The following is a 22,102-nucleotide window of genomic DNA, read 5'->3' on the forward strand; positions in this document are numbered from 1 at the left end:
TGAATCTCATCGCTGAATTGTAACGCGCTTTCTTGCCTTTTTTGCCCCTTTCATCCTGTTCTTACCCGCTTTTTTCTTCTCTGCTATACACTCTTACTAACGCTAAAAAAGGGAGCAGCGAGGATGGCAACCTATCCAGACAGTTTATTGATTCTCAATGGCAAAAGTGCCGGCAACGATTTATTGCGTCAGGCAATTACCCAACTACGTGAAGACGGTGCGCGAATTCACGTACGGGTGACATTCGAAAAAGGTGACGCAGCACGGTACATCGATGAAGGCATTCGGCTGGGCGTCAAGACCATCATTTCCGGCGGCGGGGATGGCACCATCAATGAGATCGCCTCTGCGCTTATCGACCTGCCCACGACAGACCGCCCGGTAATGGGTATTTTACCGCTCGGCACCGCCAATGATTTTGCCACCAGCGCCGGGATCCCGGAGGAGTTAGAAAAAGCGCTCCAGCTGGCGATCCTCGGCAAAGCCACCGCCGTGGATATTGCTCAGGTGAATGACAAAACCTGCTTTATCAATATGGCAACCGGCGGGTTCGGCACGCGCATCACCAGCGAAACGCCCGAAAAACTGAAGGCGGCGCTGGGCGGCGTATCATATCTGATCCACGGCCTGATGCGCATGGACACCCTCAAGCCGGACCGCTGCGAAATTCGCGGCGAGGATTTTCAGTGGCAGGGTGACGCGCTGGTGATTGGCATTGGCAATGGCCGCCAGGCAGGCGGCGGACAGCAGCTATGCCCGGAAGCGCTGATCAATGACGGTCAGCTACAGCTGCGTATTTTCACGGGCGACGGCCTGCTGCCCGCGCTGTTTACCACGCTGACGCAGCCGGAAGAGAGCCCGAATATCATTGCCGGAAAATCGGCATGGTTTGAAGTGAATGCTCCGCACGGGATGACGTTTAACCTCGACGGAGAACCGCTGAGCGGGACGCAGTTCCGCATTGAGGTCTTGCCCGGCGCGCTGCAGTGCCGGCTGCCGCCGGACTGTGCGCTTCTGCGCTGATGTTTAGCATAGTGCGCAATAGTGGCCTCTCACAATAATGCCTGCACAGACGACCCCCTCTCCCTTGAGGGAGAGGGCTGGGGTGAGGGGGAACATACGGCTGTGGAGGTTATTCCGTTCACTTTATGTTCCTTGCTCCTCTGTAACGACATGACCGGTGAACGTGCCAGGGTGGCTCAATCGCCACCACCCTGGCGACCCGGGCTCCCGGCGGTAAATCGCCGCTTCGCGGTTCCCTCGGCTTATTCCTTCCGGCTTGTCGGGGACGGGCGGAGGTAACATCCCTGTAAAGCCCGCCCTCTCGGCGCATCCCTGCGCCTCGCCCCGGCCTGCAGGAAACGCCTCAGCGATTTACAGCCGGACCAGGGCGTCGCTGTAAGTCATTCATTTTCCTGTAACAACATTTGTCGCTTTCGGTAAAAAAATTACTGGGGAACCCTCTCCCCACAGGGAGAGGGAGAGGGAGAGGGAGAGGGAGGCGTCAGGCAATCGTCACTTTACTGTCCAGATAAACGTCCTGAACCGCATTGATCAGCTTCACGCCGTCGGCCATCGTTTTCTTAAACGCCTTACGGCCGAGGATCAGCCCCATGCCGCCCGCGCGTTTGTTGATAACCGCCGTACGAACCGCGTCTGACAGGTCAGTATCCCCGCCCGCCGCCCCGCCGGAGTTAATCAGCCCGGCACGGCCCATATAGCAGTTCGCCAACTGGTAGCGTACGAGGTCGATCGGGTTATCGCTAGTCAGCTTGCTGTAAACGCGGTCATCGGTGTAGCCAAAGTTCACCGCTTTGTACCCGCCGTTATTCTCCGCCATTTTCTGCTTCACGATATCCGCGCCGATGGTGGCCGCCAGGTGGTTCGCCTGCCCGGTCAGGTCCGCGGACACGTGGTAATCCACGCCGTCTTTTTTGAACGCATTATTACGCAGGTACGCCCACAGCACGGTCACCATGCCCAGCTCGTGCGCGCGCTCAAACGCCGCAGAGATCTCTTCAATCTGACGACGCGACTGTTCAGAACCAAAGTAGATAGTTGCCCCGACGGCCACCGCGCCCATATTGAACGCCTGCTCAACGCTGGCGTAGAGCGTCTGATCATATTCGGTGGGGTAGCTGAGGGTTTCATTGTGGTTCAGCTTCACGAGGAACGGAATGCGGTGGGCGTAGCGACGCGAGACGGAGGCCAGCACGCCGTAGGTGGACGCCACGCAGTTACAGCCCGCTTCAATCGCCAGCTCAACGATATTCTTCGGATCAAAGTAAAGTGGATTCGCCGCGAAAGACGCGCCCGCCGAGTGCTCAACGCCCTGGTCTACCGGCAGAATAGAGAGATACCCCGTGCCGCCGAGCCGCCCGGTGTTGTAGAGCGTCTGCATGTTTCGCAGAACCGCTGGCGGACGGTTGTTGTCGATCATCACGCGGTCAACGTAGTCGTGACCAGGCAGATACAGCTGGTCGGCTGGAATGGTCATACAACGATGCTGTAAAAGGCTGTCGGCGTCTTTGCCAAGCAACTGCGCAATATCAGTCATGTGATACTCCCGTAAGTCCGACGTCGTGTCGGTGTGTGTTTATCCAGTCCCATTATTTATGGGCAGACTAAGCCTGGTACCGACTTAACAGATTTTCCACCAATTGCATTTTTTTTCAGCACAATCTGCTGGCTCGATTCGTGTACAACAAAACTGTTACATTGATCAAACAATCACCACAAAGGTATTTAAAAGGTATTATTCAGTGGTATGTTAAAGGCGTACCCTCTCTGACATGCAGGATTAAAAAATGAAAACGAAAGTCCAACTGTCATTCATGATGTTTGTTGAATGGTTTATCTGGGGAGCCTGGTTCGTGCCGCTGTGGCTGTGGCTGAGCAAAAGCGGGTTTACCGCCGGGGAAATCGGCTGGTCCTACGCCTGTACCGCGATTGCCGCAATCCTCTCCCCTATTCTTGTCGGCTCGCTGACGGACCGCTTCTTTGCCGCGCAGAAAGTGCTGGCGGTGCTGATGTTTGCCGGCGCGATTCTGATGTACTTCGCCGCACAGCAAACCCAGTTCAGCACCTTCTTCCCGCTGCTGCTGGTTTACTCCCTGACCTATATGCCCACCATCGCGCTGACCAACAGTATTGCCTTCGCCAACGTGGACGACGTCGAGGCCGATTTCCCGCGCATCCGCGTGATGGGCACGATCGGCTGGATCGCCTCCGGGCTGGCGTGCGGCTTCCTGCCGCAGATGCTGGGCTATAGCGATATTTCCGATACCAATATTCCGCTGCTGATGACCGCCGCCAGCTCCGCCCTGCTCGGCGTGTTTGCCCTGTTCCTGCCGAACACGCCGCCGAAAAGTACCGGCAAGCTGGATATCAAAGTGATGCTGGGGCTGGATGCGCTGATCCTGCTGCGCGACAAAAACTTCCTGGTGTTCTTCTTCTGCTCGTTCCTGTTCGCCATGCCGCTGGCCTTCTATTACATCTTCGCCAACGGCTATCTCACCGAAGTGGGGATGAAAAATGCCACCGGCTGGATGACGCTCGGCCAGTTCTCCGAAATCTTCTTTATGCTGGCGCTGCCGTTCTTCACCAAACGCTTTGGTATTAAGAAGGTCTTACTGCTGGGCCTGATCACCGCCGCTATCCGCTACGGTTTCTTCGTTTACGGTGGTGCAGAGCAGTACTTTACCTACGCCCTGCTGTTCCTCGGCATTCTGCTGCACGGGGTGAGCTACGACTTCTACTACGTAACCGCGTATATCTACGTGGACAAAAAAGCGCCGGTGCATATGCGCACCGCCGCGCAAGGCCTGATTACGCTGTGCTGTCAGGGGTTTGGTAGCCTGCTGGGTTACCGCCTCGGCGGCGTAATGATGGAAAAAATGTTCGCATACAAAGAGCCGGTGAATGGGTTGACCTTCAACTGGGCCGGAATGTGGGCATTCGGCGGGATCATGATTGCCGTGATTGCCGTGCTGTTTATGCTGTTTTTCCGCGAATCGGACAAAGAGATCACTGCAATTGAGGTGGTTGATGGCGATGCTGCGCTGACACAAGGGGAAGTTAAATGAAACAAGAACGTGTTCTCGGTGCCCTTTACGGGCAGGCGTTAGGGGATGCGATGGGCATGCCGTCGGAGCTGTGGCCGAGAAAGCGCGTCAAAGCGCACTTCGGCTGGATAGACCGCTTCTTACCCGGCCCGGCTGAGAATAACGCGGCCTGCTATTTCAGGCAGGCAGAGTTCACCGACGATACCTCAATGGCGCTGTGCCTGGCGGATGCGATTATTGAGTGCGAGGGGGAAATTAACGCGGATGTTATCGGCAAACATATTCTGCGCTGGGCGCTCGATTTCGACGCCTTTAACAAGAACGTGCTCGGCCCGACGTCAAAAATCGCGCTTAACGCGATTCGTGACGGAAAGCCGGTCAGCGAGCTGGAAAACAACGGTGTGACCAACGGGGCGGCGATGCGTGCCTCCCCGCTGGGCTGCCTGCTCCCGGCGACGCGGCTGGAACACTTTGTGGCGCAGGTGGCGCTGGCCTCCAGCCCGACCCATAAGTCGGACCTCGCCATTGCCGGCGCGGTGGTGATTGCCTGGGCGGTGTCACGCGCTATCGACGGGGAGAGCTGGCAGAACATCGTTGATGCCCTGCCGGGCATCGCACGCTATGCGCAGGAAGCGAAAACCACCACCTTCAGCGCGTCGCTGGCGGCACGTATTGAGCTGGCGCTGAAGACCGTGCGGGAAGCCAACGGCATCGACTCCGCCAGCGAGCAGATTTATCAGCTTATTGGCGCGGGAACCAGCACCGTTGAGTCCGTTCCGGCGGCCATCGCGATGGTCGAACTGGCGGGAACCGACCCGAACCGCTGCGCGGTGTTATGCGCCAACCTGGGCGGCGACACCGACACCATTGGCGCAATGGCGACGGCCATCTGCGGGGCGCTCCACGGGATACAGGCTATTGACCCGGCGCTCAAAGCCGAGCTCGACGCGGTTAACAGGCTCGATTTCGGTCATTACTGCGAGAAACTCCTGCATTACCGGGAGCAAAGGGAGGGCGTATGAATTCATTTGCCCAACGTCTCGACGCCCTGCACGCCGCGCGCCCGGTGACGGTGCTGGGCGCGGCGGTGATTGACGTCATCGCCGACGCCTACGCCCTGCCCTGGCGCGGGTGTGACATCGAGTTAAAACAGCAGGGGGTGAATATTGGCGGCTGCGCGCTGAACATTGCCATCGCCCTGAAACGGCTCGGGATCGCCGCGCAAAACGCCCTGCCCGTCGGCCACGGCGTGTGGGCGGATATTATCCGTAACGCGATGGCAAAGCAGGATCTGCACAGCGCGGTGGAGGCCGAAACCGGCGACAACGGCTGGTGCCTGGCGCTGGTGGAGCCAGACGGCGAGCGCACCTTTATGTCGTTTAGCGGCGTGGAGAACCAGTGGCAGCAGCGCTGGCTTGATGCGCTTCACGTTTCGCAAAACAGCCTGGTCTATTTGTCCGGCTACCAGCTGGCCTCGCCGTGCGGCGAGCTTCTGACGGGCTGGCTGGAAGGGTTGTGGGACGTGACGGCGTTTATCGATTTCGGCCCTCGCATCGCGGATATCCCCGACGCGCTGATGGCGCGGATCATGGCCTGCAGGCCGATCGTGTCGCTCAATCGCCAGGAGGCGCAGCTTGCCGCTGAACGGATTGGCGTGGAGGTCGAAACGCTAGGAGCACAGTGGCAGCAGCGCTTCGGCGCCGCGCTGATTGTGCGGCATGATAAAGACGGTGCCGCCTGGTATGACGGCGACGCCTCGGGCGTTGTTCCGGCGTTTCCGGCTACGGTCGTGGACACCATTGGCGCAGGCGATAGCCATGCGGGCGGCACGCTTGCCGGGCTGGCGGCGGGATGGTCGCTGCCGGAAGCGGTGCAGCTCGGCAACGCGGTCGCCGCCTGGGTGGTCAGCCACCGCGGCGGCGATTGCGCCCCCACTCGCGAGGCATTACTCCTCGCACACAAAGACGTATAGATCGCTGCGACAGTAGCTGATGCTGTACTCAATCGGCCGGTGTTGCTGATCGAGCGCGACCTGCTTGATCACCAGCACCGGTATTTTTTCATCCATCCTGATGTGCGCCTGAAACTCGCTGTCCGGCATGCGGGCGCTGACGCGCGAGCGGGTGCGCTGTGGGAAAATATTCTGGCTGCGGAAGTAATCGTAAAGCGAAATGCCAATCGCATCCGGATCGGGAATTAACCCGACCGGCACCCAGGACTCCTCAATCGAGACCGCGTCCTCGTCAACGTAGCGAATACGCTTGAGCAGGAATACCTCGCTCTCGGGAGGAATTGAAAGGTGATTCGCCACCTCTTCGGGACACTTCACCACCCGCTTGTTGACCCACAGCGTATTCGGCTTCTGGCCGCGCAGCACCACCTGCTGGGAAAAGCCGCGCGCCTCTTTGAGAGAGTATTCGAAAATGTTGTTAATTTGCGTGCCATAGCCTCGAGCGCGCGTCACCACGCCTTCTTCCTCAAGCGCCTGCATCGCTTTACGCACGGTTATGCGCGACACGCCGGTTAACTGACTCAGATCGCGCTCGCCGGGCAAAATATTCCCGTGCTCCAGCACCCCGCTGCGCACCGCATTTTTTACCGTTTCGGCAAACTTCAGGTACAGCGGCGTGTTGTCGGGCGCGGCGATCCGTTCATTCAGTTGAGCGATTAACCGGGTATGCGCTTGTTCCATCTCTGTTTTTCTCAGGCGTGGTGTGTCCTGCCAGTATAAGGCCTACCACCATGCATGAAAATGGTGAACCGGCCCAATACCGTGACCGACCTCCAGACTATCCGCTTTTGCCAGCGCCGCCGAGAGCCAGGCTTTCGCTTCGCGCACCGTATCGGCCCAGCTTTCATGCCGTGGACGCAGCGCCGCCAGCGCGGCAGAGAGCGTGCACCCGGTGCCGTGGGTATTTTTGGTCTGCACGCGCGGCGCGGTGAAGCGTAGCTCGCCATCGCGGGTGAAGAGCCAGTCCGGGCTTTCAGCGTCATCCAGATGCCCGCCCTTCATCAGCACCGCCCCGCAGCCCATCGCCAGCAGCGCATTCCCCTGCTCTTTCATCTCGCGTTCAGTTTGCGCGTGCGGCGCACCTAACAGCGCGGCGGCTTCGGGCAGATTTGGCGTAATGAGCGCCACCTGCGGCAGCAGCTTTTTGCGTAGCGTCTCAACGGCGGAAGCGGAGAGCAGCGGGTCACCGCTTTTTGCCAGCATGACGGTATCCAGCACCACGTTTTGCACCTGATAGCGTTGAAGCCGTTCCGCCACCGCTTCAACAATGTCCGTCTCGGCCAGCATGCCGATTTTGGTGGTATCGATGCGCACGTCGCTGAACACCGAATCCAGCTGAGCGGCGACAAAATCAGGCTCGATACGGTAGACCGACTGTACGCCGCGCGTGTTTTGCGCCACCAGCGCGGTAATGACCGAACAGCCGTATGCGCCAAGCGCGGAGAACGTTTTCAGGTCGGCCTGAATGCCTGCGCCGCCGCTGGGATCGGTGCCGGCGATGGTCAGAGCGTTCACTCGCTTCATGCCTGCTCCTCCAGCATGTAGAGCGCATCCAGGAACGCGCTGGCAAAACTGCCCGGGCCACCAGACTGCGCAACGGCGACCGTTCCGGCCCGCTTCATCCATCCGCAGGCGGCAGCGACGTTATCCAGCCGATCGCCCGGCAGCGAGCAGCTCGCCGCCACAACGGCAGAGAGCGCGCATCCGGTGCCCACCACGCGCGTCATCAGCGGGTCACCGCCCGTGACCGTGCGGGTACGTTGCCCGTCAGTGATGTAATCCACTTCGCCGGTGACGACCACAACGGCATTAATCTGGCGGGCCAGCGCTTCGGCAGCAGGCACCGCGCTGGCGGCGGTGTCGGTGGTATCGACGCCGCGCCCGCCCGCGCTCATGCCGGCAAGGGCAAGAATTTCAGAGGCATTGCCGCGAATGGCCGCCGGCTTCAGGGCGAGAATTTGATGGCAAAAACGAGTGCGGAACGCCAGGGCACCCACGGCAACCGGGTCCAGCGTCCAGGGCTTGCCTGCCGCCACCGCGCTCTCAATCGCCCGGCGCATCGACTGGGCGCGCGGCGACGTCAGCGTGCCAACGTTAATCAGCAGCGCATCGGCCATCCCGGCAAACTGTTCGGCCTCTTCGGCCTCAATCACCATCGCGGGGGATGCGCCAAGCGCCAGCAAAACGTTGGCCGTAAAGGTCTGCACGACATCGTTGGTCATACAATGGGTAAGCGGAGAACGGGTTCGGAAGTGGTGTAAAACGTGTAAATCGAGCAGGTCAGGCTGCATGGGTTCGCTCCTGCCTTGCGTGAAGAAGCGATGACCGGGAAGGCATCTGACTTCCCTACGCTGGCATTATCCAGATCAGGTAATACGGGTATTTCTCAGCCTTCACAAAGAAGGGCACCCCGAGTCAAAATACTTTTAAAACAATCGTTTACACATTAACTATATGTGAGCGTTTAGTGTAACCGGGGCCGCTGGTAGGGTGCAAGATTTTTCGATTTATCACGGCAGCTATCACCCTGGGGATATCTTAATCACGTAAAGACTCACAGGAAGTTGCTCACCCACTTGTACGCTGCTTAGCGTGCACAGAGCGGATGATTCACTTATAAGATTTCACCGTTAGCCTATATAACTTTCCCTGTTCCTCTTTATCATCTTTAGTTAATGTTTACATTTATATTTACGAATTTAATTATCATTGCGTGTAACATCTTTATTACTCAGCCATAGCAATTGAAGCGAGATACATTTTTACTAAATTTTCAATATAAATATTTTTTACAAGCAACAACCTAAAGACTGCCAGGCTCAATATTACCTTCATTCAAAACATAAGAAGAATTCGATAAAAAAGAATTTAGAAAAATCCATAAATTTACATTAACTGTTTTAGAGATTTAGCATCATTTCCCGCCAAAACACTTAAGAATACTTTATATAACTGTGCTTTATGTTTTTTTTCACATCGTATTCTCATAAAAAGCTATACACCTGTATTCATTGAGAAAATATCATTTACATCCCAACTAGCCAGATGAGCTATAGGTGCCACCCTTGATTTAGATCAACAATTAAAACTACACATTCATAGATAGTTACTACACGTCACGAAATAAGTTATTAAACCAAAATATCGAGATTATCGACATATAACAATAAGTTATACCCCTGCACCAGGATAGCGCACTTACTTTAATTTTTTTCTTACATTGATGATGAGAGTTTATAAATGAAGTCTTTAAATAAATCAGTTATTGCTGTTTTTGTAATGGGTAATGTGTTTGCCAGTATGTCTAATGCTGCTGATGTAAACGTAAACCTTAACGATAACGTTAACAACTCGGGTACTTACATTCAGATTCAGGGGACTGACAATACCGCATATAACCTTGATAACATCAAGGCTAGCAACGTTCAGCAGGACGGGCAAATCTACAACCTGCAAGGCGATATTGCTAATGCAAATATTGCCATTAATAACGCACAAGATACAGCTAACACGGCTGTAAATAAAGCTGATGCAGCTCAAACTGGCGTTGATGCGAATACACAACTTATTGCGACACTGAATCAGAAAGTTGACGACAACAAAGCAGGTCAAACTATCACCGACAGCAAGCAAGATATTTTAATCAATGAAACCGGAAATAAAGCAAATACGGCTTTACAAGGTGTTGTTAAGAATGGCGCTGATATTATCGACTTGCAAAATCAAAACAAGTTGCACGGTTCTGTATTAACTAATCATGACCAACGTATTACCTCTTTAGAAAATGCGCCCAAGCCTACTAACGGCGTGGATGGTAAAGATGGCGCTAAGGGTGATACCGGTGCAACGGGTGCTACAGGTAAAGATGGTCTTGATGGTAAGAACGGTGTAGACGGGATTAACGGTAAAGATGGTAGAAATGGTAAAGACGGTGTGACCACTACCCTTAATAAAGTGGACACGGCGACACAGATTAAAGTAGCAGCTAATGCTTCTGCCATCGCATCCACTTCTACCCAGACTGCTAACGTTGCCCAGGATCTGCAAGACGCTAAGAAAGTGTTTAGCCAGCAACAAGCTAACACTAACGCACAATTCAAAACACTGCGTGATGAAGTGAATGGTAACAAGAAAGAAGCCCGCTCTGGTGCTGCAAGCGCAATTGCGATTGCCTCTATGCCACAAGTCGAAGCAGGCCAAAAAGTTATGTTCTCTGCTGGCGCAGGCAGCTTTAAAGACGAGCAAGCCGTAAGTGTTGGCGCCTCTTTTCATGCTGGAGCGGCTACGGTGAAAGCGGGAGTATCATCAAGCACAAATAGCGATTTCGCGCTTGGGGCTGGCGTAGGTTTCGGGTTCTAAGTAAAGCTTTTAATTCCAGTCACTTTCCTGGGGGCTCTGATTAAGCGTTTTAATGCGGAAAATCTCGCATTAAAATAAGTAGCCAGTTAACCGACGTTAAGCAACAAACTCAGCCATGATTGTTTAGTTAACTGACTATATATGATAGTACTAATGATAGCGAACATGACAAAGTACATTTTTATTTCTGTTGTTCTATACATTATTCTTTTAATTGTTGGTGCATGGATGGGGATTATGTATCAATCTTACTTCCACTGTGGAATTTAAAAGACATGAAAAAGTTTTTAGTTTACCTGCTCTCTTTAGCTGTAATAGCTATAGCAGGTTTCATTAAATTTGAGACGTTAGGTCAATGAAAAAATTAATGATGTTAGCAATGTTAGTCAGTGCCTCTTCTCTTCTTGCCGGATGTTCTACTCCTGCTCAAATGGCACAACAAAGAATGAATGAGTGTGAAAGCAAGGGTATTAGTAAAGATACATGCTACCTGGTAGAGCAAAACCGCCAACAATCTTATAATGAAGCTGCTCAAAATGCAGCATGGGTTAATGCGCGTGACGCTACTGCTGGGACTGGTATTTGGGCTAAGAAAGATGCTCTACAACATGCACAATCAGCACATAAACACCTTCCTAAAGGCTGCACCCAGGTTATGGATGCAAACGGACAATGTGATGTTAAGCCAGCTAAGACAAGCAATAGCTTTAAGCAGTTTTCCAGTGAAGCAGAACATGTCATGAATATGCCTATCTCTGATGCTGCTGAATATCTTCTTTCTAAAAGCTGGAAGCCTGATAACGGAGTATGGAGGAAATCAGACTACACATTAACGCTTGTAGTTGAAAATGAGAAAGTATTGAATGCACAACTTTCAAAATAATTCCCAGGGCCTCACATTAATTAGGCCTTTAGTATATTGCAAAAGCTGTCCTTAACCGATGGACGTTTTCAATTACATAACTTAAGAGCAAAAGTAAGTCATCGCTAAAAAAAGGCGACTCCGGCCGCCTTTTGTAATTTCAGGGATAACTGAAACGCCGCACGCACTTATCCAGATATAGCCCCTGTCAGCCTAATTGCCAGGCCCCGGCATCGATAAGCGCCGCCGTCCCGGTCCAGGCAAACAGCGCCAGCTCTCGGCAATCTTCATCAGGATAAATACGGCTGCTAAGGCAGGCGTCTCCGTCATTGACAAACACCTCTACGGAAGAGCTGTCAAAGAACAGGCGCAGGTTTAGCGTGCCGCTCATATCGAGCGCGACGCTACGGGTACCGCACAGGCCATACTGCGGGTAGTGGCGCTCCAGCACCAGGCGCTGCATCTGCGCATCAACATAGACGCGTAGCCCGGCTCCAAGTCGGATACCGTATTGTTCCGCAGTGCTGTTTGCGCAATCCCACTGCAGAATAACCTCCATCGCGTCACAGCGTTCCAGCAGAGTCATCTGCTGATTGTTAAGCGTGCTAACCGGCCAGAGGAACCACGCGCCCCGAAGGCCTTCGACCTCTCTGGCCGGCCGCATTTGCAGACGGTTATCCGCACTAAGCGTCAGTTCGCGCGGTAAAGAGAGCATGCCTGCCCAGCCGTCCTCCTGTTCCGGCAGGGGGGATTCCCACATGTCCAGCCAGCCGATAACGATACGGCGGCCATCAGGCGTGAGGAAACTCTGTGGCGCATAGAAGTCATGCCCGCGATCCATCTCCACAAACTCACCTTCACGCACAAAAGACTGCCCGGGCTGCCACTCGCCCACCAGATAGCCGCTCTGGAAAAGATTGCGATTTTTGAATCCTTCGGCAGACACCCCCTGAGGTGAAAACATCAGCACGCGTTTACCGTTGAGGGTGAAAAAGTCCGGGCATTCCCACATGAAGCCCATCTCTTTTTCAGCCACCGCAAGGACGCCCATATCCTGCCACGCGTGCAGATCGGCAGAACGATAAACGCGCACCTGACCCGTCTCACCGTCTCGCGCACCGACAACCATGTACCAGCTATCCCCTTCACGCCACACCTTCGGGTCGCGGAAGTGATGCAGGCCAGGGGGCGTGTCAACAATCATTCCCTGCCGGGCAAAATGAATGCCGTCGCGGCTGGTCGCCAGGCACTGCACCTGGTAGAGATTCGCCTCGTCATCAGGATCGCCGTGGAATTTATGCCCGGTGTATATCAGCGCCAGCGTATCGCCATCCACCACCGCCGATCCGGAAAAACAGCCGTCCTTGTCTTCTGGTCCTTCCGGCGCCAGCGCAACCGGAAGGTGTTCCCAGTGAACTAAATCCTTGCTGCGGGCATGGCCCCAGTGCATGGGCCCCCACTGGGTGGAGTACGGATGATGCTGGTAAAAAGCGTGGTACCAGCCGTCAAACCAGACCAGGCCATTAGGGTCGTTCATCCAGCCAGCGCGCGCAGCGAGGTGGTAACGCGGATACCAGCGCTGGTTAAGCCCTTCGCGTCTGGACTGAAGTTCCTGCTCTGCTTTCGTAATGGAATACGTCATTTCTCTACTCTTTCGATCAGATGGTGGAAGGTTGCGGCATGAGCGGGTCAGAAGAGGACTTACCCGAGCGCAACAGGAAGATGGAGATAAACGTGGTGCTGAACACTAATAGCCCCATGATGAGATAGGACTGGGCAAAGCCGTATTTCTCATAGCTGTAGCCGGCCAGCGGCGACAGGACCGAGGCAATCACCGAACTTGTACAGGCAAAGCCCACCAGGTAGAGGGTGGAAGAGAGCCGTTTATCAAAATGTAAGCTGTTGTATTTAAAGATTGAGACCAGTAATACGGGCAGTTCAACCGCGTGCAGTAGCTTGGTAATGGAGATAAGGACCGGCCCCTCAACCAGCCCCGATGCCACCATGCGCATCGCCATCACCATGCCCGCGAAAATCAGGCCATTCTTCGCGCCAAGGCGATTCACCAGCCATGGCGCGCAGAACATGCCCGCCGCCTCAAGGAAAACCTGGAAGGAGTTGAGATAGCCGTACATGGCGTTCCCTTCCTGTAACGTCGGGAACTGGGAGGAGAAATAGACCGGGAACTGCTGGTCGTAAACGCCATAAATACAGGTGCCGATAACGAAAAACACCAGCGCCCAGAACCGCGGCAGCGTCAGCAGGCGCAAGGCATCTTCCAGCGTGACCTTACCGCCGGACACCGCTTCCTGCATGGCGTGCGGGGCGGAAGAGACTCTGAGACGCGCCAGCAAAACAAAAAACACCAGCCCTGCGCAGCTCGCGACGGCGAAGTTAAGCTGCGGATTAATGTTAAACAGGAGCCCCGCGAAAAAGGTTGCCACCGCCCAGCCAAGCGAGCCCCACATCCTCGCCTTGCCGAACTCAAACTGGCTCTGGCGGGCCACGCGCTCGGTATAGGACTCCAGTACCCCTATCCCACCGTTAAACGTCAGGCCGATATAAATCCCGCCGAAAATACTGCCGAGTAAAACGTTAATCTGCAGCAGATAGCCAAACAGCAAAAAGGCCGGGCCAGAAAGAATGAGCAGGCTGGTCAGAAACCAGAGCAGGTTTTTGCGCAGACCGAGTTTGTCCTGAATGAATCCATAGCAGATTTGAGCGAAAAGCGCGGAGACTGAAAGCACGGCATAGATAATGCCGGTATCGCCCGCCTTTAAGCCCACCTCCTGATGAAGCCAGATGGAAAGCAAAGAGCCGGAAGAAGACCAGGTGACAAAAAAGAAAAACAGTAATGCGCTCAATAATGGGTAGCTGTGAGAGTGATGCGTTTTCATCATGACATTCTCATGTTGGAGTAATGACGCGATGGTAACGTTAACATTAAACTCTCCTCATGCGGTTTGGATCAGATTTATGATGTTAATCACGAAAGTTAACGTTAACATTACAGAAGTGAGATCGCGATCGACTATTCATCATTGATGTCTGTCTGACACCACTAACACCTACCCTTTCCTTTTACATCAGTGACTTAGTTGTATACTCTTTAACACGTGGCATTAACGGAGTAAGAAAATGGCTTCCCTGAAGGACGTCGCAAAGCTGGCTAACGTATCGCTGATGACCGTCTCACGCGCGCTTAACAGCCCGGAGCGCCTTAAGCCGGAAACGCTGGCGCGCGTACAGCAGGCTATCGAGCAGACCAGCTACGTACCCGATCTTTCCGCCAAGAAAATACGCGGCGCGCATGCCTCACCGAAAACTATCGGCGTGCTGGCGCTTGATACGGTGACGACGCCTTTCTCGGTAGATATTACGCTGTCCATTGAAGAGACCGCCCGGATGCACGGCTGGAACAGCTTCGTCATGAATATGTTTACCGATGACAACCCGGATGCGATTGTCGATCTGCTGCTCTCCCACCGCCCGGACGGGATTATTTACACCACAATGGGATTACGCCAGGTTCCTCTCCCTGCCAAGCTCCTCACCCTTCCCTGCGTGCTGGCAAACTGCGAAAGTATCGGTGAAAAAGTCGCCAGCTATATCCCTGATGATGAACAGGGGCAGTACGCCGCGGTGCGGGCGTTACTCGCCGAGGGCTATCGACAGCCCCTGTGCCTGCATTTACCGGCCGACCATCTGGCCACAACCCGGCGCCGCCGGGGGCTAGAACGCGCATGTCGTGAAGCGGGGCTCGACCCGAACAACCTGGAACACAGCTACATGGCGTTCGGGGACGAGCACTATCGCGACATTCCGTCAGCGCTGCTGGCGCGCATTCAGAATGGTATTCCCCAGTTCGACTCCGTTATCTGCGGTAACGACCGTATCGCATTGATGGTGTACCAGACCCTGCTGGGGCAAGGGCTTCGCATCCCTGAAGATATCGCGGTTATCGGCTATGACAATATGGTGGGCATCGGAGAGCTCTTTCTCCCCCCTCTTTCAACGGTTCAACTGCCGCATTATGAAATTGGCCGCCTGAGCGCCCTGCATATTATTAACGGTGAAACCCATCGCGAAACCACGCGCGTTGAGAGCCCATTTTTAATGCGTAATTCCGTTGCGCATCCATCATGACCACCGCTTTTTGCACCTGTCGCAGAAATAAGCGTGCTAAGGAGGCGGTCAGCCTCCTTTTCGGTTAGCGAATGGCACGATTTGTCACACTCTTTTTTATGTTTTTACCGTCATAGCAGGAAGCACGTAACAGGCTGTTTTTATTTGCCATAAAGTGCAACTTCCGTTCTTAAAACGGGGATTATTCCTCCCCTGCGCCTCGTGTCACAAAACAGTAAACAAATTAACCATTGAGCCCCGTGGCAAAAGGCTCTATATTGGCGGCGTTTTTTTCAGGCCCCCCATCTGTTTTTTAACTTTTTATTCAATCGTGGCTCATAACGAAGCGGCGGTTGTAGGAGTGATATGATGACGGATAAAGTCCGTATTGACACCGTAGATGCCCACAAAAGCAACGAAACCTATCTGGCCCGTCAGGCCGAGTTTGAATCTAACGTCAGGAGTTATCCGCGCAAACTGCCTTTAGCAATCACTAAAGCAGAAGGCGTGTGGATCACCGATGCAGATAATAAAGAATACCTTGACTGTTTAGCAGGCGCAGGCACCCTTGCGCTTGGCCATAACCATCCTGATGTGCTGAAAAGCATCCAAAATGTCATTACCAGCGGCTTGCCGTTACATACCCTGGATCTGACAACGCCTCTGAAAGACGCGTTTTCCGAATACCTGCTCTCTCTGCTGCCTGGTCAGGGCAAAGAGTACTGCCTGCAGTTCACCGGTCCATCCGGTGCTGACGCCGTTGAAGCGGCGCTGAAGCTGGCGAAAAAAGTGACCGGCCGTAGCGGTATCATCAGCTTCTCTGGTGGTTACCACGGCATGACCCACGGCGCGCTGTCCGTGACCGGCAACCTGTCTCCGAAAGAAGCGGTTGACGGTATGATGCCAGAAGTGCAGTTCATGCCTTACCCGCACGAGTACCGCTGCCCGCTGGGTATCGGTGGTGAAGCGGGCGTGAAAGCGCTGACCTACTACTTCGATAACCTGATTAACGACGTTGAGAGCGGCGTGCGCAAACCTGCTGCCGTCATCCTGGAAGCGGTTCAGGGCGAAGGCGGCGTGAACCCGGCTCCGGCTGAGTGGCTGCAGCGCATCCGTAAAGTAACTCAGGAACACGGCATTCTTCTGATCCTCGACGAAGTTCAGGCTGGCTTTGCCCGTACCGGTAAATTCTTCGCCTTCGAACACGCTGGCATCGAGCCAGACATCATCGTGATGTCTAAAGCTGTAGGTGGCGGTCTGCCACTGGCCGTGCTCGGTATCAAAAAGCAGTTCGATGCATGGGCGCCAGGCCACCACACCGGTACCTTCCGCGGCAACCAGCTGGCGATGGCAACCGGTCTGACGACGCTGAAAATCCTGAAAGACCAGAACATCGCAGGCAAAGTGGCTGCGCAAGGCGAATGGCTGAAAGGCCAGCTGAAAGAGATGGCGAAACGTTATCCGGTTATCGGCCACGTTCGCGGTCTGGGCATGATGATCGGTATCGAGATCGTTAAGCCACACGAAGCCGCTGACCACATGGGCTGCTTCCCGGGCGACGGCGAGCTGTCTGCACTGATTCAGAAGAAGTGCTTCGAAGCCGGTCTGATTCTGGAGCGCGGTGGCCGTAACGGTATCGTTCTGCGTCTGCTGCCTTCTCTGCTGATCAGCGATGAAGAGCTGAAGATCTTCCTGGATAAATTCGAGCAGGCGCTGCTTGCTGCGGGCGTTCGCCCGGCGTAACCGGAGTTGTTGATTACGATGTCTGATTCAAACCCAATTTTGTTCTCCTCTGCGCAGAGCATTGAAGCTTACCAGCAGGCGATTGAACAAAGCACTCAGGCTGTGATGCAGTGGCTGAAACAGCCTGAGATGTACCAGGGCAAAACGGTCGCGGAACTGCGCGACCGCATTAAGCTGGATTTCAACCCGAAAGGGCTGGGCAACGAAGCGGCGATTGAACGCGCCGTGGAGTTCTTCCTGAAAGACAGCCTGTCCGTTCATCACCCGCAGTGTGTGGCGCACCTGCACTGCCCAAGCCTGGTGGTAAGCCAGGCGGCGGAAGTGCTGATCAACGCCACCAACCAGAGTATGGACTCTTGGGATCAAAGCCCGTCCGCAACCATCATCGAGATCAAACTGATCGAATGGCTGCGTACCCGCGTGGGTTATCAGGCTGGCGACGCCGGTGTCTTCACCAGCGGCGGCACCCAGAGCAACCTGATGGGCCTGATGCTGGCCCGCGATGCGTTCTTTGCGCGTCAGGGTCACTCCGTTCAGCAGGACGGCCTGGTTGGCGATCTGCGTAAAATCCGCGTGCTGTGCTCCGAGAACGCGCACTTCTCCGTGCAGAAGAACATGGCGCTGATGGGTCTGGGCTACCAGTCCGTGGTGCAGGTGAAAACGGACGAATTCTCCCGTATGGATCTGACCGATCTGGCGGCGAAAATTGAACAGTGCAACGCGAACGGCGAACAGATTCTGGCGATTGTCGCGACGGCAGGTACTACCGACGCCGGTGCTATCGACCCGCTGCGTGCCATTGCAGAACTGGCGGCGAAGCAGAACATCTGGGTACACGTTGATGCGGCCTGGGGAGGCGCGCTGCTGATGTCTGAGCAGTATCGCCACTACCTCGACGGCATTGAGCTGGTGGATTCCGTTACCCTGGACTTCCACAAGCAGTTCTTCCAGACCATCAGCTGCGGCGCGTTCCTGCTGAAAGAAGCGCGCCACTATGAGCTGATGCGCTACCAGGCGGCCTACCTGAACTCCGAGTTCGACGAAGAGGCAGGCGTGCCAAACCTGGTGTCCAAATCTCTGCAGACCACCCGTCGTTTCGACGCGCTGAAGCTGTGGATGAGTCTGGAAGCGCTGGGTCAGGAGCAGTACGCGGCGATCATCGATCACGGCGTGACGCTGGCACAGCAGGTTGCGGCTTACGTGAAGGAGCAGCCTGATCTGGAACTGGTAATGCAGCCACAGCTGGCAAGCGTTCTGTTCCGCTTCCGCGGTCAAGTCCAGATGGACGATGCGGGTATCGCCCTGCTGAACCAGAAAATTGGTGATGCGCTGCTGGAATCCGGCCGTGCAAACGTCGGCGTGACCGAGCATAACGGCGTGACCTGCCTGAAGCTGACGCTGCTGAACCCAACCGTGACGCTGGAGGATATTAAAATCCTGCTGTCGCTGGTTGAGCGCACCGCGCAGGAAGTTCTGGCTAAGTAATACAAAACCCCTCTTCCGTCGGAAGAGGGGTTTATTTTTATACGCCTGCCCACCACATCCTGATTTTTAATCCCCAGTAGCTCGTCCAGCCCGTTGTGGTGCTGACAACGTTCCCCTTCGATACAATGACCAGCGTCGGCGTCACGCTTACCTGCCATTCCTGCGACAGCGCGCCGTTTTCATCGTTTATCACCGGCATTTTCAGCTGTTTCTTTTCAACCCAGCGCTCAAGCTTCGCGTTATCACCGGAACGCATGGCAATACTCACCACGTTCCCGCCCTCTTCTGCCAGCTGATTAACCGCAGGCGTCGTGTAGCGGCAAATGCTGCACCAGGTGGCCCAGACGTAAATCAGCAGCGGGCGATCCTGGCTGAGCGCCGCGATGTCGTGCATCTTGCCGTCAATGCTCTGCATCGGGGTTGCGCTAAAGCTGGCGGGCAGCGTCGGCTTGCGGTACCGATCCACGCCCCACACCACGACCAGCGTCAGCAGAACGAGGATGATCCCTTCCCGCGCCCAGCGGCGCAGTCGACTCATTTTACGGTTGTCCATTGTGACCTCTTGATTTAGCGAAGGTCATCTTAGCGGGCTGCGCGCCGCCGCGCTGTAAAGAAGTGTCGCGTTACTTCGTGCGTAAGGTGTCAACCATCAGCGTAAAGCAGGATTCAATGAGCGGGGGAAGCGCCTGCGGGGCACGCATCAGCGCCACCGTGCGGGACAGGGCCGGCTGCTGGAGATGAACCACCTTAAGCTGCGGATCCTGCAGATGGGTGGTATAAAGCTGCGGTAAGATCGCCACGGCCAGTTTCGAACGCACCAGGCCGTAGAGCGTCTCGATGTAGTCCAGCTGATAGCGCGTCTGCAGCGAGAGACGATGGCTTTCGGCAAGCGCATTGACCAGCCGCTGGATGTTGCCTTTGGAGAAGACGGCAATATCCCGGCCCACCAGCTGTTTCCAGGGCACGTGCGCCGACGCGGCCAGCGGATCGTCGCAGTGGAACACCGCCACAAACGGATCCTCCTGCAGCGGGAACACGTCCAGCTCTTCGGGAACCGAGCTGTCCAGCGCCCCGATACCAAAGTCAATCTGCCCTTTCAGGAGTTGCGCTACCAGCGCGTCGTTGGTTTGATCGTGAAACTCCACCCGGAGGCGTGGAAAGGCCTGGGCAAGCGTCTGCGGCAGCAGCGGAAACAGCAGCGAGCTGACGGAAGGCACCAGGCCAATACGCACCGTACCGTCGCCGCCGGCCTGCACAATCTGCTGCATATCATCAAACGCAAGCTGCGCCACGCTGAGCACCCGCTGCGCGTGCGGTAAAATGGCGTTGCCCAGCTCGGTCAGCGTGACTGACGACGCGGTACGGTTGACCAGCTTGCCGCCGAGGACCGTTTCGATTTGCCGCAGGGCGCTGCTGAGCGCAGGCTGGCTGATGGCCAGTTTACTAGCGGTATCCGTAAAATGACGCAGCTGCGCCAGGGTGACAAAATACTGTAGCTGCCGAAGGGAGAGCGCAGGCAAGCGCTGCCAGGGTTCCGTCATGATTATCCATTACACGCGTCAAAGAATAACCCGGGGTTATCGGGCGATAAATTTTATCAGCTGGGCAAACGTTTGCCGGGTGCATAGAGTAACGTCAATATTTCAATGCTGGAACTGTTAATTGCATGACTGCCGAAACCCGACGCCGCGCCGTCCAGGCCGCACGAGGCGAAACGCCGTTTGACCTGCTGCTTACCCACACCCGAATTGTCGATATGGCAACCGGTGAGATCCGCGAGGCGGACGTGGGTATCGTCGGCTCGCTTATCGCCAGCGTCCACCCACGCGGCAGCCGTGACGATGCGCTTGAGACACACGACCTGAACAACCAGTTCCTCTCGCCGGGCCTTATGGATACGCATGTTCACCTTGAAAGCTCGCACCTGCTGCCCGCGCGCTACGCGGAGATCGTGCTGGCCCAGGGCACCACGGCGGTCTTCTGGGATCCGCACGAGCTGGCAAACGTGCTCGGGATGAATGGCGTCCGTTTCGCGATTGAGGCCAGCCGTAACCTGCCGCTGCAGGTGATGGTCGCGGCGCCCTCGAGCGTGCCTTCCACGCCGGGGCTTGAGATGTCCGGCGCGGACTTTGCGGGCGAAGAGATGAATACCCTGCTCGGCTGGCCGGAGGTGCGCGGCGTGGCGGAGGTGATGGACATGCACGGGGTGCTGAACGGCAGCCAGCGTATGCTGGAGATCCTGCAGGCCGGCCTGGAAAGCGGGAAGCTCATTGAAGGCCACGCGCGTGGACTCAGCGGCGCCGATTTACAGGCGTATCTGGCGGCAGGCGTCACCTCTGACCATGAGCTCACCTCCGCTGATGACGCGCTGGAAAAATTGCGCGCCGGGCTGACGCTGGAGATCCGCGGTTCGCATCCCTATCTGCTGCCCGAGATTGTCAGCGCTCTGAAAACGCTGCCGCATCTCTCGTCACAAATCACGGTCTGCACCGACGACGTTCCGCCTGACGTGCTGCTGGAAAAAGGCGGTATTATCGCCCTGCTCAACCTGCTGATTGAACACGGTCTTCCGGCGACGGACGCGCTGCGGTTTGCCACGCTGAATGCCTCCCTTCGCCTGCAGCGCAGCGACCTCGGGCTGATTGCCGCCGGTCGACGCGCGGACCTGGTGGTGTTCGACTCCCTGGAAAAACTAACGGCTCGCCGGGTTTATGTCGCCGGAGAATGCATTGCCCGAGACGGGGAGATGATCGAGCCTATCGTGGATACGCCGCTGGCGCTGCCGCGTGATACCGTGCGCCTGTCGCCTCTGGCCGCCAGTGATTTTTCCATGCGCATCGATAACGCGAAACACGGCATTGCGCGCCTGCGACATATCAGCGGTGCGCGTTTTACCCGCTGGGGCGAAACTGACGCCCGGGTTCGTCACGGACGCGTTGAAATACCGGCTGGCTTTAGCCTGATCTGGGTTCAGCACCGCCACGCGCGCCATGCGGCAACGCCGCAAATCGCGCTGCTGGAAGGCTGGGGAGAACTGCGGGGAGCCATTGCCACCAGCTACTCCCACGACTCGCACAATCTGGTAGTGCTGGGCCGCGATCCCGACGATATGGCGCTGGCCGCTAACACGCTGATCGAGAGCGGCGGCGGCATGGCGCTGGTCCAAAACGGTAGCGTCATCGCGCATGTTGCAATGCCGATCGCAGGCATGCTGTCAGAGCTTCCCCCTGCCGAGCTGGCCCGCCAGTTCAGCGAATTACGCGATCGCAGCAGCCAGGTTGCCGACTGGGAGCCGCCGTACCGGGTCTTTAAAGCCATTGAAGGAACCTGCCTTGCGTGTAACGCCGGGCCGCATCTGACCGATCTTGGACTGACCGACGGCAGCACGCGTCAGATTGTCAATCCGCTGATTTCTTACCGGGAAACCCCGGACACCACACAATGATACCGAAG

At 55.8% G+C, this 22,102-nt stretch carries 18 protein-coding genes and 1 riboswitch; of the genes, 10 read left to right on the forward strand and 8 right to left on the reverse strand.

Annotated elements, in window-relative coordinates; all coding sequences use genetic code 11:
- Positions 1-123 precede the first annotated feature (123 nt).
- Positions 124-1,023, forward strand: a complete 900-nt coding sequence (yegS, locus tag ABR39_RS08055) for a lipid kinase YegS (RefSeq protein ID WP_047346515.1) — start codon at positions 124-126, stop codon at positions 1,021-1,023.
- A gap of 481 nt (positions 1,024-1,504) precedes the next feature.
- On the opposite strand, the gene fbaB is transcribed toward yegS, so the two are convergent.
- Positions 1,505-2,557, reverse strand: a complete 1,053-nt coding sequence (gene fbaB / locus ABR39_RS08060) for a class I fructose-bisphosphate aldolase (RefSeq protein WP_047346516.1) — start codon at positions 2,555-2,557, stop codon at positions 1,505-1,507.
- A 250-nt stretch (positions 2,558-2,807) separates the two neighbouring features.
- On the opposite strand from fbaB, the gene ABR39_RS08065 reads away from it, so the two are divergent.
- The 3 genes from ABR39_RS08065 to ABR39_RS08075 are packed head-to-tail and all read left to right on the forward strand — an operon-like array spanning position 2,808 to position 6,036.
- Entirely contained in the window at positions 2,808-4,085 is a 1,278-nt protein-coding gene (locus ABR39_RS08065; protein WP_047346517.1) for a nucleoside permease, read from the forward strand.
- Positions 4,082-5,086 (forward strand): ADP-ribosylglycohydrolase family protein, encoded by a 1,005-nt coding sequence (locus tag ABR39_RS08070; protein WP_047346518.1) that lies wholly within the window; start codon positions 4,082-4,084, stop codon positions 5,084-5,086. The genes ABR39_RS08065 and ABR39_RS08070 overlap by 4 nt, the downstream gene beginning before the upstream one ends.
- On the forward strand, positions 5,083-6,036 hold the full coding sequence (locus tag ABR39_RS08075) for a PfkB family carbohydrate kinase (protein ID WP_047346519.1): 954 nt from the start codon (positions 5,083-5,085) through the stop codon (positions 6,034-6,036). Before ABR39_RS08070 ends, ABR39_RS08075 begins: the two co-directional genes overlap by 4 nt.
- On the opposite strand, the gene ABR39_RS08080 is transcribed toward ABR39_RS08075, so the two are convergent.
- Genes ABR39_RS08080 through thiM form a run of 3 tightly spaced genes read right to left on the reverse strand, consistent with a single transcriptional unit; the run spans position 6,010 to position 8,366 of the window.
- A complete protein-coding gene (locus ABR39_RS08080) occupies positions 6,010-6,756 on the reverse strand; it encodes a GntR family transcriptional regulator (protein WP_047346520.1) in 747 nt (248 codons plus the stop codon). The genes ABR39_RS08075 and ABR39_RS08080 overlap by 27 nt on opposite strands.
- Positions 6,757-6,798: 42 nt before the next feature.
- Complete coding sequence (gene thiD, locus ABR39_RS08085; protein WP_047346521.1) at positions 6,799-7,599, reverse strand: bifunctional hydroxymethylpyrimidine kinase/phosphomethylpyrimidine kinase; 801 nt, start codon at positions 7,597-7,599, stop codon at positions 6,799-6,801.
- Positions 7,596-8,366, reverse strand: a complete 771-nt coding sequence (gene thiM, locus ABR39_RS08090) for a hydroxyethylthiazole kinase (RefSeq protein WP_047346522.1) — start codon at positions 8,364-8,366, stop codon at positions 7,596-7,598. The genes thiD and thiM overlap by 4 nt, the downstream gene beginning before the upstream one ends.
- Before the next feature lie 35 nt (positions 8,367-8,401).
- Positions 8,402-8,498, reverse strand: a riboswitch (TPP riboswitch).
- A gap of 817 nt (positions 8,499-9,315) precedes the next feature.
- On the opposite strand from thiM, the gene ABR39_RS25375 reads away from it, so the two are divergent.
- Together ABR39_RS25375 and ABR39_RS26085 are read left to right on the forward strand one after the other, a co-directional pair.
- The gene (locus tag ABR39_RS25375) at positions 9,316-10,434 is read left to right on the forward strand and encodes a YadA C-terminal domain-containing protein (protein ID WP_052952189.1); all 1,119 of its coding nucleotides are present in this window, start codon (positions 9,316-9,318) and stop codon (positions 10,432-10,434) included.
- Between the two features lie 355 nt (positions 10,435-10,789).
- Complete coding sequence (locus ABR39_RS26085; protein ID WP_205626267.1) at positions 10,790-11,317, forward strand: hypothetical protein; 528 nt, start codon at positions 10,790-10,792, stop codon at positions 11,315-11,317.
- Between the two features lie 187 nt (positions 11,318-11,504).
- Here ABR39_RS26085 and ABR39_RS08105 read toward each other — a convergent pair whose 3' ends face one another.
- Both ABR39_RS08105 and ABR39_RS08110 read right to left on the reverse strand, forming a co-directional pair.
- A complete protein-coding gene (locus ABR39_RS08105) occupies positions 11,505-12,938 on the reverse strand; it encodes a glycoside hydrolase family 32 protein (protein WP_047346524.1) in 1,434 nt (477 codons plus the stop codon).
- A gap of 16 nt (positions 12,939-12,954) precedes the next feature.
- The gene (locus tag ABR39_RS08110; RefSeq protein ID WP_047346525.1) at positions 12,955-14,196 is read right to left on the reverse strand and encodes an MFS transporter; all 1,242 of its coding nucleotides are present in this window, start codon (positions 14,194-14,196) and stop codon (positions 12,955-12,957) included.
- A 238-nt stretch (positions 14,197-14,434) separates the two neighbouring features.
- Here ABR39_RS08110 and ABR39_RS08115 point away from each other — a divergent pair, with 238 nt between their 5' ends.
- The 3 genes from ABR39_RS08115 to ABR39_RS08125 all read left to right on the forward strand — a co-directional run bounded on the left by ABR39_RS08115 (position 14,435) and on the right by ABR39_RS08125 (position 18,649).
- The gene (locus tag ABR39_RS08115) at positions 14,435-15,442 is read left to right on the forward strand and encodes a LacI family DNA-binding transcriptional regulator (RefSeq protein ID WP_047346526.1); all 1,008 of its coding nucleotides are present in this window, start codon (positions 14,435-14,437) and stop codon (positions 15,440-15,442) included.
- Positions 15,443-15,787: 345 nt separating this feature from the next.
- On the forward strand, positions 15,788-17,164 hold the full coding sequence (locus ABR39_RS08120) for a diaminobutyrate--2-oxoglutarate transaminase (RefSeq protein ID WP_014884533.1): 1,377 nt from the start codon (positions 15,788-15,790) through the stop codon (positions 17,162-17,164).
- Between the two features lie 18 nt (positions 17,165-17,182).
- Positions 17,183-18,649 carry a pyridoxal phosphate-dependent decarboxylase family protein gene (locus ABR39_RS08125; RefSeq protein ID WP_047346527.1) on the forward strand — a complete coding sequence of 489 codons (1,467 nt, stop codon included), beginning with the start codon at positions 17,183-17,185 and terminating at the stop codon, positions 18,647-18,649.
- Between the two features lie 37 nt (positions 18,650-18,686).
- On the opposite strand, the gene ABR39_RS08130 is transcribed toward ABR39_RS08125, so the two are convergent.
- Both ABR39_RS08130 and ABR39_RS08135 read right to left on the reverse strand, forming a co-directional pair.
- Entirely contained in the window at positions 18,687-19,202 is a 516-nt protein-coding gene (locus ABR39_RS08130; RefSeq protein ID WP_082132637.1) for a protein disulfide oxidoreductase, read from the reverse strand.
- Between the two features lie 70 nt (positions 19,203-19,272).
- A complete protein-coding gene (locus ABR39_RS08135; protein WP_165587279.1) occupies positions 19,273-20,193 on the reverse strand; it encodes a LysR family transcriptional regulator in 921 nt (306 codons plus the stop codon).
- 122 nt (positions 20,194-20,315) lie between these two features.
- Here ABR39_RS08135 and ABR39_RS08140 point away from each other — a divergent pair, with 122 nt between their 5' ends.
- A complete protein-coding gene (locus ABR39_RS08140; protein WP_047346529.1) occupies positions 20,316-22,094 on the forward strand; it encodes an adenine deaminase in 1,779 nt (592 codons plus the stop codon).
- Positions 22,095-22,102: the final 8 nt, after the last annotated feature.

This window comes from Enterobacter genomosp. O, assembly GCF_001022965.1.
Lineage (GTDB): Bacteria > Pseudomonadota > Gammaproteobacteria > Enterobacterales > Enterobacteriaceae > Enterobacter > Enterobacter cloacae_L.